We start from the raw sequence: 13,317 nt of genomic DNA, 5'->3' as shown, positions 1-13,317 counted from the left end.
CCTGAAAGGGAGAACAGGCAAATGATGCGCGAAACAGGGGAAATCCCCAACGCAGCCGATGTCGTCATTCTCGGCGCAGGTATTGCCGGCCATGCGGCAGCCCTGGCCGCGGCCGACGCTGGTGCGCAAGTCCTACTGCTCGAAAAGGCATCCCAGCCGGGAGGCAGTTCCGCAATGGCCGGCGGGGGATTCATCTTCGCTGGCACCGACCTGATGATCGCAGCGGGCTATGATGAAGGCCCCGAAGATCTGCGTGAGAAGTTGTTCACTTCGGGCAAGAACCGGAACAACCCCGTGCTCGTCGATGCCTTTGCCTATCATCAGCTCGAAGCATACGAGTTCCTGAAGGCGAATGGGGCCAAGTTCAAACTCAGCCCGCTGGATCGCTGCCTACATGAGACCGGCACCGGCCGGGTCATAACCAACTTGCACATGGCGGCGCGCGCACACGCCAATATCACCTTTGCCTCCAAGTGCGCCGGAATGAAGCTGTTGCGCGACGCCGATAGCGGCCGCGTCTGCCAGGTTATCGTCGCGTTCGGCGACCAGGTTATCGAGATCGAGGTCCGCCGTGCCATCGTCCTTGCCACTGGCGGCTTCTCGCGGTCGCGCGAATTACTTGGCGTGTTTGCCCCGGAACTGCTCGATGCGGTCAAGCACGGCGGCGTCGCCAACACCGGCGATGGCATGATGATGGCGTGCGACCTCGGCGCTGGCCTTGCCGATCTTGGCTACGTCAGCGGCTCATTTGGCGGTGCAATCCGCAACTATCCGCACGGCGTCCAGGGAGCAGACGAAGTGCCGCCGCTGCTGTTCAGCTTCTTGTCGGGCGGGATCATGGTCAATTCCGCCGGCGAGCGCTTCGTCAACGAGGGCCAGACCTACAAGGCACTCGGCAATGCCGGAATGGCCCAGCCGGGCGGTGTCGCTTTCCAGATCTTCGATGACAAGGTGCTGGCAACTACGCTCGAAGACAGTACGGTCAACAACTATCCGGAAGGCATTGCCGCCGGCTATATCCGCACCGCCGACACGATTGCCGAACTGGCGGCGCATATGCAGCTCGACCCGGCCGCGCTCGAACGTACGATCGAGCGCTACAATGCCAATGCCCGCAATGGCATTGACCCCGATTTCGGCCGTACCCGCAATTTGATGCCGGTCGACACCGCGCCATATTGCATCGCCGCCACGGCCAACGCGCTGACAACCACCTATGGCGGCATCACCAGCAACGGCGACATGGCCGTCGTCGACTGGTTGGGCGAACCGATCCCCGGGCTGTTCGCGGCCGGCGAGGTGGTAGGCGGGTTCCACGGAGCTGGCTACTACAGCGGCACTTCGCTTTCATCCTCCGCGACATTTGGCATGCTGGCCGGTCGGGCAGCCGCAGCCTATCCTGCCGCCTGAACTCGATTTCTTCTGGGAACCAGCCGATGACCGCGCAGCATACCACTCACGTTGATGCCATTCTCGCGGACTTCGTGAGCCCGCTCGATGATCCAGAAGGGCGTGCCCGGGCGCTGGCGACTCTGCGGTCATGGCACCTCGGGATCGAGACTGACGATTTCGCACTGCTCGAAAGCCTGATGCACGAGGACATCATCATCGAATTGCCATTCAATGAAAGCGGCCGCACCGAAGCCGGTTTCTACCGCGTCTATGAAGGCATCCCCGCCTGCCTCGAATTCTGGCGGATAGCTTCAACCTTCGAGGGCGAAATGCGCCCCTTCACCGACATGGACCTGACGGTAAACCCCGATGGCTCCCGGCTCTTCCTCGAAGCGCGTGGCGACATCACCATGCAATCCGGCACCGAGTATCGCAACCGTTACGTCCTGCGCGTCGATTTCGCCGGAGGCAAGGTCCGCCGCTATCGGGAATACTATAACCCGATCACGTCTGCCCACGCCTTCGGCCGGCCGATCGCCGGGCAGTTCATGATCGAGAATCTTGCAATTTGACACCACAGTCTGCTCGCGGTTGGGAAAGGTCGCACGAGCTGCAAGATCACATTGCTCACGATCATCCTTTCTGTTGACCGGGCAAGACTGTCAGTCAGCAGAACGCTCGATCAACAGCAGGAGCGCCGCTGATCGCCGAGCTTCATGCCTCGCTGACCAGCCAGCTCGCGAGGCTGTCGCGCAACCACGATCTCGCCAAGACCATAAACGCGTCATCAAGCGCGCAAACGACTGACCAACTTCGGCGCGGCCCTCACCGGATGGATGCCTTAAGCTCATATCCATGGCCTCCTTCCCGTGACGATTTGGTTTTCGCAAGGAAGGTTGACCACTCCATCCACTCAGCGGCGGCGCCACTGCTGGCCGATTACCCGCTTGCGGAGCGCGTCCTGGCGCTGGTGCGCGGTCACTCGCGCCGTATTTGCGGGGAGCGCCTGATCGAGCTGATCGAGCCGAACCACCTTCGAAGTGATTTCGGGCGCCGACGAGGCAAACCAGCGGAAGCGGATCTGGACCCGTTCGAGCCCCAGGGTATCGAGCCAGTTGGCCGCTCCGGTATCCCTGGCGCTCACCACGATTCGAACAACCCCGTCAGGATCGGCAACCGCCGTATGGCCGTTGATACTGGTCTGCGCATACATCCCGTTCAGCGCGCTATAGGCATAGTCCATCAATTGGACACTCCAGTAGGTGCATCCATCCGGGATCGTGCATTCAGCAATCCAGGCTTCGTCGTCGGTGACCTCAATCACGCCATGTGTATAGGCCTGACCTGAAATGCCGGCGCTGCCGAAGCTCCCCGAGACGTCGGCGAACTTGTTGACCTCGACGCCCTCGATCTGCTCGTTCATTACCCGAAGCATTGCGAGCACGTCATCGCGCACCGACTCGGCGGTGAATACAAGGTTCTCCGCAAATTGCTGGGCGGCGAGCTCCTGCTTGGCGATCGGCTGGTCGAGGCGCATGATCGACAGCTGGCCATCAATCTCGTTCAGCCAGTCGTAAGAGACCTGCCGCACCCAAACAAATGAATCGTCGCGCGTCGGATCGAGCTGCATCCATGCACCCGTGTATCCGGCCGGGCGTTGGGGGCTGAGGATGACCTCGAAAGTGCCGTCATCAGCGATTTCGCAATCGTCGACGTTGAGGTCTCCAAGCATCTTGTGACGCGTGAGATCGCCCACGCCGAGCGTGCCAGCGCCGACCTGCAGGTACATCAGCTTGGTCGTCCCGCGCTTGCCAAAGATGCGATAGGTGCCGCTGCCACGAATATAGGCGACTTCGTAGGTATTGTCGGCGTTGGAATTGAAACGGCGCATCTCGTGGTTGAGCAGAGTCAACCAGCGCGGATGGTCACGGTCGATACTGGCGAGCGACTGCAGCTCCGCGATCAGTGCCCAGGTCAGCGCCTGGGTGACCTGGCTCTGCTCTTCGACCGATCGGCCAGGAGTCGAGACACGATAGACCTCGGCACCTCCCGCAGCGAGCGTATCGATGAAGGCGCTCCACTGCGCCTGGCCGTATGTCCGGTCCTCAACCATGTCGTTCCCTTCTGATGACGCGGGAGTGGCGGCGTCCGTTGGCTATCCGGTAGCGTGAAGACTGCCGCCGATAGCTGGTTGTCTGGTCAGCCGCGCTGAATGAAACGACGAATATATTCGCCGAAGTACTGGTCAATCACGCGGTCGGTCAGGCCGAAGTCGGCGAGCGAATATTTGTGCGCGCCGTGCTTTCCCTGCTCGTTGGCAGTCTCCCAGCCGATCATCCGCTGTTCGGACTCAGGGGTCAGTACATGTCCGGCTCGCTCATAAAGCTCGCGGAAGGCAGGCATCGGATTGCTCCGGATCTGTTCGTACTGCACGTCCATGATCCGGTCGCCCAACTGGTACTCATCCCGGATCGCCATGTAGCGGTGCGCATAGCGCGAGAACCGGTCCACCACCGTGTGGGCGATATCCCGTGCCTCGATCTCGGCGAAATATGGTCGCGAGAACTCCGTGCCCAGCTTGAGCAGCGAAGGGATCGAGACGTGCGGATCGCGGTGGATATGGATGAACGTGGCCCTGGGGTGCGATGTCAGGAAGTCGTGCGCGGAATTGAGCAGCGACTCGTTCTTGAACAGCCAGCGTCGGCCTTTTCGTCCGCCCTGCTGCCACTGGAGGTACCGGTAGAGGTCGGCCGCATATTCGTGATTGTCACGGTCCGAAGGGTAAGTCCGATCAATCAGGTAGTGGTAATAAGACGGTGATGGTGGGCGCCAACTGCTCCAAAAATTGTCGTTGAAAGTCAGGCCGAGCAGCCAGAGATCGGACTGCACTTCTTCCTCGCCATAATGGTGGCCGGCGCGCAACTCGGGATTGCTGTCGTTGGCCTCGATCAGCGGATCATCTGCGCGAGCGGCGGCAATTCGAGGGTCACGCCCCTGACCATTCCAATCGGGGAACGGCGCGGGATTGACCAGCTGCCACATGAAGGTCTTGAGCAGGTTGGGATCGGCGCCGAGCATGCGGTGCGTCTTGGTCGTGCCCGACCGGGGCATGCCGAGGATCACGATCGGATCACTGACGTCCTCCTCGCGAATTTCTGGGTGGGCCTTGAGATCAGCTGCGAAGCGCGCGCGGTTGACCAGTTGCCTCACGATGGTGTCGCGTAAGAGGCGAAGACCTTCCTGGTCGACTTGCACATCCTGGATGTAGCATTCAGTCATTCGGCGCAGCGCAACGATGAACCTCTCGTCGCCGAAATCGGTCAGGCCGGAAATCTGCCGCGCCTCGGCGAGCAGCTTGTCGGCGTCGAGAGCGCTGGCCAGTTCTACATGGGAAACGAGCATTGCGGTATTCTCCCTGTTCAAAACATGTTCGAGCAGACTTCGTGCCCCTGGCCGGCTCGTGCCGACGCGCGGCGACAGCAAATTTTCCAGGATTCACCGGTTCGGTCGGGCCGGGCGCGTCCGAAGACTCTTGGACAGGAACTGCAGCGCTTTGTGATGCCTATCGGGCGACCGGCCTGCAATTCCGATTGCTGCCAATGATGCGTCCAGCAGCGGCCAGAGGGGAACGCGTTCACGACGAAGCTGAGCGCCAGACTTCCGGCACCGTTGCTCAGCATCTTACTGCATGCCACCGCGATTGCCCCCGTGCCAATGGCAAGTTTGACATGGAGGTTCATATCCTCTCCGACAGATCGGACTCACGGCACGCCTAGAGCGAACGTATTAACTCCGCAACGGTCGCACCTCAGGTTTCAACTATATGTGATGTTGGCGCGGAACTGAACCGCCCGGGCTTTCCGGGAGGCAGTTTTGTTTGAGTCATGCGACCATGTCGAGGGGCTCGATGGTCGGCCACATACGCGTTAACCGTCTGACCGCGGCTTGACCTCCAAGGTTGGTGCGACCAGCGTGAATGATTAAAACTTTACTAGCACTAAAAAGTCTTGGCCATGGAGAAGATAATGCTAACCGCCGAGAAAATCCCGCTCCCGCTCACATTCGAGGAAATCGGGAGGGAATGGCTGAGCCAAGCCTTGTCACAACGCTATCCGGGTGTCGAAGTCACTTCATTCGCAATCGATAGCGGAATGCACACGACGTCGAGCAAGGCGCGCTTGCGCCTCCAGTATAACGATGCAGGGCAACGTGCTGGACTCCCCCCGCAGATGTACATCAAAGGGGGCTTCGACCCTCGCGTGCTCAAGCGGATTTGGGGTGGTCTGGCGATCGAGGTGCGCTTCTTCACGGAAATCGCTCCGGAATTGAAGATCAACATCCCGCGCTGCTATTTCGCGCAGTTCGATGAGAGAAGCCGCCAGGGTATCGTTTTGCTGGAGGACCTTACAGCCAGAGGCGCGACCTTCGGCGCGCCTAACCGGCCCATCACGCCCGACAGGGTGGCGGCAATGCTCGAACTCATGGGAGAGTATCACGGCCGTTGGTGGAACGACCCGCGGCTTGGGAATTACACCGCCCAGAAAGAACCTTTGCGCGTCTTCATGAAGTGGCAGTTGCGTCGCAGCTGGTGGAATCAGGTGATGGACATGCCGGCGGCTGCCTACATGCCTGCCGGAATGCGCGACGGGGACCTGGTCGAGCGCGCCGTCGACAGGTTGTGGGAACTGAACGACAGCCAGCCGCAGACCTACGTTCATGCGGACCTGCATGTCGGGAACAGCTATTACGAAACCGACTCCGCACCCGGCATACTCGACTGGCAATGCAGCATGCCTGGCAGATGGGGGCACGATGTCTCCTACTTCATGACCTGCGCACTTTCCATCGAAGACCGGAGAGCCAATGAACGGGACCTGCTCCGTCATTATCTGGGTGCCCTGGGCGCATATTGCGGCGAAGCGCCAAGCTTTGATGACGCATGGCTGGAGCACCGGCGACAGATGATGCATGGGCTGGCGGTGGCTGTTCCGACCCCGCACGAGCAGATGCCCGAGGCCAATACGATTTTGTACTCCTATCGCTTCTCGCAAGCTGCGGAAGATCTGGATGTACTTGATGCGCTGGGGATCAAGCGCTCCAACTGAGTGGGAACGGAAATGAAAATGACGCGGCCGGCGAGCCTCCCCGGAGGTCGGCTGCCGCCCTACTGAACCGAACCGGGCAACATGCTGTGGGCAGCGCATGGGTGTCCCCGGCATGCAGTCAGAGAATGATGCTGACTTTGCCGTGTGGCTGAAGGCTGTTCATCCCAAGCAGCACACGCTTACCGGATATGTGAATTTCTCCATCCACATCGATCAGCCAGTAATGTGCATGGCCGATATAGGTATCGGTCACGCTGTGCTTGGAGCGATAGGTCGTGAAGCTGCAGGTGACGTGAACGCCACGCTCCTCAACACCTAGAATTCGCACGTTGTGCACCGCGCGAACGGTGGTCGAATGCGGCCATTCTGCGTGCGCGGTTGGCTTGTTCAGCCGTTTCACGCGATGCTGCAGCCGGCGGTAATCGTCGGCAACGTAATACAAAGTGTTGTCGGGGCCGGTCTCCAAGCCCTTTCCCATCGTCGGCACCTCGTAGACCGAATCGGGCGTGAACAGCGCCAGCCAGTCGTCCAGCCTCCAGTCGTCGAGCAGGGCGGCCTCATTGTAGAGGAAATCCTCATACTCGGAACGCGTCCGCGGCTTCAACCCGGGCCGGACTTCCGCCGCATCCTTCACAGCCATTATTCGCCCTCCATCCGGCGTTTCCATTCACGCCAGAATGCCCTCATCTGCGCCTCGTCATCATGGCGAGGGGTTTCGCGCAGCATCCCGCGCGAAATATCATTCCACGGTGCAAACTTGAGCGCCCCGTAGCCGCGCTGCGCCGATTCCAGGGCCTCAACGTCGTCAGGGGTGGCGAAGCCGCCAGGCCCCAGAAACTCGAGGAAATTGTTGAGACGGCGATGCCGCACCTCCGGCTCCTCGCCGATCGGCGCCAGCGCCCACGAGCGGACCAACATCAGATCCGGCGCCACGGGGAAGAACGTGCGGACGGTAATTGCCATGATGTCATTCACCACGAGATTGGGGAATATCACCGTGTTCCGATCCCGATCGGCGATCATCAGGGCGCGTTCCGGGCCGACGCGCTCGACAAGTTCTGCGACCAGCCGCTCCTCGTCAGCCCTTCCTTTCTCGCCCCAAGTGGGAATGGTCCGCGCCACCGGGCGCCCCCATGGGGCTTTGACCTGGGTGGCGGCGTGGCCGTTTCCGAGGTCGAGGATGCCGTTGCACTCCTCGAGTGACTTGAAGTCGACGGCGTCGATACCGCCGAGCTCATCGACGAGATAGTCGAAGTAGGTCTCGTGCGTCTCGGCAGCGTGAAAACCGTCGTAGCTGTTCTCGCACAAAAGCTTCCAGTTGGCGCGGATGCTGTATTCCTGCGTGCCACTCACGATTTCCATGCCGTTGGGCGACTGGTCGCCTATCAAATCGAGGATATCGGTCACGCCAGCAAGATATTCAGGCAGAGGCACGATGTTCGCATCGTAGCTGATGAAGAAGAAGTCGCGGTAGGACTCGAGCCGCGGCACCCGCGGCAAATCTACCGAGCCATCGCAATCGAAACCTTCGGGATAGGTCTTGGGACTGGACTTGGTCGCGAACTTGCCGTTGTTGTTGAACGCCCAGCCATGGTAGAAGCACTTGAAGCTGATCGCGTTCCCTGTCGGCTGGCGAACGACCTGCGCCCCGCGGTGCGGACACACGTTGAAAAACGCCTGGTATTCACCCTTGCGGTTCCGGTTGAAGATCAGTTCGCGTCCCCCGACGGAACGGGTAAGGTAATCATTCGGCTTCTTCAGCTCCGTAGCGTGTCCGAGGTAAAGCCACGACCGGTCGAAGATCCGCTCTTTCTCCAGATCAAGGAGTTCCTGACTGGTAAATACTTCACGGTTGACCTTGAATGTTCCCGCCCCGGCATCCTCGCGCACCCAACGGCCAGCGTTGCGGCTGTGCTTTGCTGATGTCGCCATGACAATCTCCCGCGAATGCCAACATTTTACCCGGACCGCAGCGCAAGGCTGGAATTCAGAGCACGCTTTCGCCTACTTTAGTATAAGCGTTCGAATGTGCCAGTCGGAAAGGGTCCGGCGATAAACTCTTGGCCCATTTTTCTGGACCCGAAGGCGACGGATATGTGGCCGCCCTCCCCCCGAAAGAGGCGCTCAACTTCAACAGCCAGGGGAACAAAAAGCCTGACCCTCTGTGGCCAGTTGTTCGAGCAGCCGCGYCGGCCGTAAGCTCTCCCCCCGTTCCGTAGCAGCCGTCAGCCGGGCTACGATTGCATCCAGCCCCACCGTATCGGCCCAGAACATGGGCCCGCCGGTGTAGACCGGCCATTCCAAGCCGTGAATTGCGGCTGTGTCGATGTCCGATGCACGAAGGGCAATGCCTTTCTTCAGCAATCTCGCGCCCTCGTTCACCACTGGATAGAGCAGCCGCTCAAGGATATTCCCGGGGTCGGTTTGCCCCAGCGTCAGCGAAACAGCGTCGGCCTCACCGAACAACAGGCTTGGCCTGAACCCGTAATCGAACAGGGCAGCGTCGATGGTTGAGGCAGGCACGCCTTCGCGTCGCAATTGTGCCGCCTGATGACGCAGAACGGTAAACAGGCGGTCGGCGATGAGGTCGAGAGACGGCGTGCAAAGTACCGGAACCTTGCCCGATCTACGCAACAGGTCCACCAGCGCCGCAACCGCGGTTGCGTCGCTGCGCTTGGTGCGGACGACTTCTGCCAGCCGCTTTTCGCCAGCAAACATGTGCAGGCCTAACAGGTTTTCCGGAGCGCTGGCGGTTGCGGCCAGATCGTCGAGCATCGCCAGTCCGTCGGTCAGGACGACGATCGCGCCCGTCCGAATATCATCGGGCAAAGCCTGCGGGCCGGCGACGACAATCAGGTCAGCCTGGCTTGACACGAAGGTCGCCGGGTCGATCACGCTTACCGGAAGGCCACCGCCCGCAAAATATCCCGCCGTCGCTTCGGCTCGCCCGCCTTTGCCCAAAATGGCGATTGAGTTGATCCGCCGGATTGCACCGGCCGAAGGCAGGTCGGGAACCTTCGCTGCACGTCGCTCCGCAAAAAACGCATGGCGCTGGGCGAGGCTCTCGCGGGTGTTCACCAACGCGTAGGAGAGCTCGTATTCGCGCTGGAGTCCTTCGGCAATTGGCAGTTCCACCGCGGCCTCAACCGCCTTGATGATCGCCTCTGGCGCATTGAAGCCGCGGAATTCGACCGCCTTGCTGTCGCGAAAGGCCGCGAAGAACTCCGGCTTGCCCCGCATCGGTTCGACCAGTTCCTGTCGATTGCGGATCAGAGGCAAGGGCCCACCTGCCGCGAGTATCCGGCGCGCGAACGTAATCGCGTCTGCTTCGAGCTGACCTTCCCCCGCCAGGCAGTCGATCAGACCCAGCTTCAGCGCCTCTGTGGCGCCCACCTGTCGCCCGCTGGTCATCAGCTCAAGCGCCAGTTCGGGGCCCACTATGCGCGGCAATCGCTGCGTACCGCCGGCACCCGGCATCAATCCGATCTTGACCTCGGGCAATCCGACCGCTGCGGAGGGGACGGCGATGCGGTGGCTGCATAACATCGCCAGTTCGAACCCGCCGCCAAGCGCCGTACCGTGGATCGCAGCGACAGTGGGCTTTCCAGAGTTCTCCACGGCGTCAAGCACCAGCTGCAAGGCCGGCTCCTGCAATCCGCCTCTGAATTCGGTGATGTCGAAGCCGGCGATGAATGTTCGCCCGCCGCACAGCAAAATGATCGCCTCGACCGAGGGATCGGGCCGCATGGCTGCAAAACCATCGATAATTGCCTGACGGACGGTAACGCTAAGCACGTTGACCGGCGGCTCGTCGATCCTGATGATGCCGATTGGGCCATCCCGGCGGAGTTGAAGAACGGCGGCCATGCAATTCCCTTCCTAGATTCGTTTTGGGACCGTCGGCATGCGCCGGGCGCGCGCCAAGGATGGCCTATTGCATCGTTGGGGGCCAGCGGTATCTAGAACACGTGAACTAGATATATTATCAACGGTAAGCGAAGCGCAGTAGAAATCCGACTTGAGCACAAGGGAGCAGGCCATGAGGGATTGTCCATTTGCCGGAAAGACCGCTTTCGTCAGCGGCGCCTCCAGCGGCATCGGGCGCGCCATCGCCGAGGAATTCGGCCGGCGAGGCATGCGGGTCGTTCTTGCCAGCCGACAACTGGCCGACGTCGAGCGGGTTGCGGCGGGAATTCCAGGCGCATCTGCCGTGCAGCTCGATGTTCGCGACGAAGCCAACTGGATCTCGGCGTTGGACACCGCCGAGGCACGGCATGGGCCGTTGGCCGTGATGGTGAGCAATGCAGGTGTTTCCGGCAGTGTCCTGCCCTTGAGCGAAACACCGTCGGCGTTGTGGGAATGGTCACGCGGGGTCAACCTCGACGGCGCATTCTATGGCCTGTCGCATGGCGCACGGCGCATTCTGGCCTCCGGTCAACCGGGGCACGTCATCGCCACCTCGTCGATGTCCATTTTTGCACCGCCGGCGGGTTCGGCCATCTATATCGCCACCAAGTCTGCGATCGTCGGATTGTGCGAATGCCTGCGCGCCGAAATGGCCGACCATCACGTCAAAGTCTCGGTGATCATGCCAGCGTCGGTGAAGTCCAACCTCATCGACGGTAATGCCGCGCGCGCGCCGGAAACCTTTCCGAGCCGGGACATGGCAGCGCAGGCGGCTGCAATCCGCAACGGCAAGGACCCTGAGGTTGTCGCAAGGCAGACCGCCGACGCGCTGGGAACCGACGAGTTCTGGATCTTCACCCATCCCGAGCTCGAACATCGGATCGACACACGAACCGCCGCCATAAAGGCGGCATTGCGGCGCGCTTGATGAGCTCTTTGGACCCGACGAGGCCGTAGCCCCGCCGCCAGTCGTTTTCTCAACCTCCGTTCACCGCTTCGAGCTTGAGCTTTTCCGTGATCATGGCTGTAAGGTCGCGCTTGAGCGTTTTGCCGCCCGCCGACCGCGGAAACTCGTCCATGAGCTCGAGCCGCTCTGGCAGCTGCCAGGTCGCAAGGCCCTCCGCGCGCAGGAAATCCAGCAATATGTCGAGTTCCAGCTTCGCTTCCGGCGTCGGGATGACGAAGACGCAGGCCCGTTCGCCGAGTACCGGATCGGGCATCGGCGCCACGGCGACATCCTGCACGTCGGGATGCCTGCTCAGCGCCTCTTCGATCACGAGCGGGGAAACATTGCGGCCGCCCCGCAGGATCATGTCCTTGATCCGGCCGACGATCTTGAGATAGCCATCTTCGTCGAACTGGCCCATATCGCCGCTCTTGTAGAAGTGGTCCTCAGTGAACACCGCCTTTGTCTGGTCAGCCGCACCCAGGTACCCCCAGGACTTGTCGGCACCCCGCCAGGTCACTTCGCCGACCGATCCCGCCGGCAATGCGGTCCCGCCGGAATCGCGAATTTCGCACTCGCAACCGGGGACAACGCGCCCCACAGTGCCAAGCCGCTTTTCCCGTGAGTCATCAACGGTCGTCAGCGTCGGTGTTCCGGCGTCCGTGGCACCATAAATGCTCTGGATGATAGCGCCCGTCAGTTCCTCGACCTCGCGCGCAGCTTCATACGGAAGCGGCGCGCCGGCATTGGTGATGACGCGCAGGTTGCGGAAATCATCCCGCGATCTCGCCCGCAAGATAGGCAGAAGCTTGATGAGCTGGGCCGGAATTGCCGTCACATAGGTGCAGCGCTCGTTCACGATCAGATCGGCGGCGGCTTCGGGATCGCCCCAGCGCGGCAAAATCGCCGAAGTGGCTCCGGCCAGCAGGGGCATCAGGACAGGATAGACATAGCCGGTCGCGCCGGTTCCGGCCGGCGCGAGCGCTGCCGCGATGTCGTTTTCACCTAAGCGCGCGCCTTCCCTGGCGACGTTCAGCATGGTCAGCAGGTCATTGCTCGAAAAGCGGCTGATCTTCGAGATCGCCGTAGTCCCGCTCGACAGCATCACGGCAGCCGGATAGTCTGCATCCGGCCGGAGCGAGGCGATCCGCGCTTCGTCCAATGGCTCTGCCGCGATGAGCGTGTCAAACGGCTTGACCCCGTCAGCCTCCTCCTCCGCACCGATTACAAAATGCACCTTAATGTCCGGAAGATCGGACCTCAGCTCCGCGATCATATCGGCAAAGTCGAAGTCTCGGTAAACCTTGCGAGAGACGATCGCTTTGACCTGGGCCTGAGCAAGCAGATGCCCCACTTCCAGCTGCCGCCAACTGTCATGCAGCGGCATGTACAGCATGCCCAAGCTGTTGCACGCCAGGTGCAGCAAGGGAATCTCGTAGCTGTTGGGCAATTGGCCGGCGATTACGTCACCGGGCTGGAATCCCTCGGCCAACAGACCGCTGGCGGCGCTCAGGATGTCACGTCGGAGCTCTCGGTAAGTGACGCGCCGGGCACCCACGATGATCGCCACCTTGTCGGCATGGCGATCGGCTTGGGCAAAGAAGCGCTCACTCAGGGTGACATCCTGCCACAATCCTGCGGCACGATATTCGCTGGCTTTTTCGGGAGACGTGAGCGGAAGGTCCATCGTCATCGGTCTGGCTCCTAGCGAAAACGGGAAAAGTCGGGCTTGCGCTTTTCCATGAAGGCGCGTCCCCCTTCTTCCGGCTCTCCGGTTTCGAAGAAGCCTGGGGCGATTTCCATCACGACGTCCGAGACGTTCTTGCCCATGTAGGGAAGCATGTGATCCTTGAACGAGGACTTGACTGTCTTCAGCGCCGTGGGACTGAGCGCCAACAATTCATCGCACCATTTCCGGACTTCGGCATCCAGCTGATCCCCCGGAACCACAGCGTTCACCAGACCCCA

At 61.0% G+C, this 13,317-nt stretch carries 10 protein-coding genes and 1 pseudogene; 4 read left to right on the top strand and 7 right to left on the bottom strand.

The genetic code is table 11. From position 1 onward, the window contains the following. Positions 1 to 18: 18 nt before the first annotated feature. Together AC1DPF_RS14635 and AC1DPF_RS14630 are read left to right on the top strand one after the other, a co-directional pair. A pseudogene (locus AC1DPF_RS14635) lies at positions 19 to 1,410 on the top strand (FAD-dependent oxidoreductase); the annotation flags it as partial. 26 nt (positions 1,411 to 1,436) lie between these two features. Continuing rightward, positions 1,437 to 1,964: a nuclear transport factor 2 family protein gene (locus AC1DPF_RS14630; RefSeq protein ID WP_477962082.1), complete on the top strand. Its 528-nt coding sequence runs from the start codon at positions 1,437 to 1,439 to the stop codon at positions 1,962 to 1,964. A 341-nt stretch (positions 1,965 to 2,305) separates the two neighbouring features. Here the strand turns inward: AC1DPF_RS14630 and AC1DPF_RS14625 are convergent, their stop codons facing one another. Next, on the bottom strand, positions 2,306 to 3,304 hold the full coding sequence (locus AC1DPF_RS14625) for a DUF1214 domain-containing protein (RefSeq protein ID WP_477962080.1): 999 nt from the start codon (positions 3,302 to 3,304) through the stop codon (positions 2,306 to 2,308). A 287-nt stretch (positions 3,305 to 3,591) separates the two neighbouring features. After that, positions 3,592 to 4,794 carry a sulfotransferase family protein gene (locus AC1DPF_RS14620; protein WP_477869322.1) on the bottom strand — a complete coding sequence of 401 codons (1,203 nt, stop codon included), beginning with the start codon at positions 4,792 to 4,794 and terminating at the stop codon, positions 3,592 to 3,594. Positions 4,795 to 5,417: 623 nt separating this feature from the next. On the opposite strand from AC1DPF_RS14620, the gene AC1DPF_RS14615 reads away from it, so the two are divergent. Then, positions 5,418 to 6,497 carry a phosphotransferase gene (locus AC1DPF_RS14615; protein ID WP_477869320.1) on the top strand — a complete coding sequence of 360 codons (1,080 nt, stop codon included), beginning with the start codon at positions 5,418 to 5,420 and terminating at the stop codon, positions 6,495 to 6,497. Positions 6,498 to 6,615: 118 nt separating this feature from the next. Here AC1DPF_RS14615 and AC1DPF_RS14610 read toward each other — a convergent pair whose 3' ends face one another. The 3 genes from AC1DPF_RS14610 to AC1DPF_RS14600 all read right to left on the bottom strand — a co-directional run bounded on the left by AC1DPF_RS14610 (position 6,616) and on the right by AC1DPF_RS14600 (position 10,364). After that, the gene (locus tag AC1DPF_RS14610; RefSeq protein WP_477962078.1) at positions 6,616 to 7,137 is read right to left on the bottom strand and encodes an aromatic-ring-hydroxylating dioxygenase subunit beta; all 522 of its coding nucleotides are present in this window, start codon (positions 7,135 to 7,137) and stop codon (positions 6,616 to 6,618) included. Further along, positions 7,137 to 8,429 carry an aromatic ring-hydroxylating oxygenase subunit alpha gene (locus AC1DPF_RS14605; RefSeq protein ID WP_477869316.1) on the bottom strand — a complete coding sequence of 431 codons (1,293 nt, stop codon included), beginning with the start codon at positions 8,427 to 8,429 and terminating at the stop codon, positions 7,137 to 7,139. Before AC1DPF_RS14605 ends, AC1DPF_RS14610 begins: the two co-directional genes overlap by 1 nt. A 198-nt stretch (positions 8,430 to 8,627) precedes the next feature. Beyond that, the gene (locus AC1DPF_RS14600) at positions 8,628 to 10,364 is read right to left on the bottom strand and encodes an enoyl-CoA hydratase-related protein (RefSeq protein ID WP_477962076.1); all 1,737 of its coding nucleotides are present in this window, start codon (positions 10,362 to 10,364) and stop codon (positions 8,628 to 8,630) included. Positions 10,365 to 10,536: 172 nt separating this feature from the next. Between AC1DPF_RS14600 and AC1DPF_RS14595 the strand changes: the two genes are divergently transcribed. Continuing rightward, positions 10,537 to 11,331, top strand: a complete 795-nt coding sequence (locus AC1DPF_RS14595) for an SDR family oxidoreductase (protein WP_477962074.1) — start codon at positions 10,537 to 10,539, stop codon at positions 11,329 to 11,331. 49 nt (positions 11,332 to 11,380) lie between these two features. On the opposite strand, the gene AC1DPF_RS14590 is transcribed toward AC1DPF_RS14595, so the two are convergent. Both AC1DPF_RS14590 and AC1DPF_RS14585 read right to left on the bottom strand, forming a co-directional pair. Further along, positions 11,381 to 13,042, bottom strand: coding sequence for an AMP-binding protein (locus AC1DPF_RS14590; protein ID WP_477962072.1), 1,662 nt, complete (start codon positions 13,040 to 13,042; stop codon positions 11,381 to 11,383). An 11-nt stretch (positions 13,043 to 13,053) separates the two neighbouring features. Further along, the coding region (locus AC1DPF_RS14585; RefSeq protein ID WP_477962071.1) for an enoyl-CoA hydratase-related protein at positions 13,054 to 13,317 on the bottom strand (264 nt) is incomplete at its 5' end.

It is taken from the genome of Rhizorhabdus sp. P4_G6 (assembly GCF_056401045.1).
This window is presented reverse-complemented; position numbering and strand designations above follow the sequence as displayed.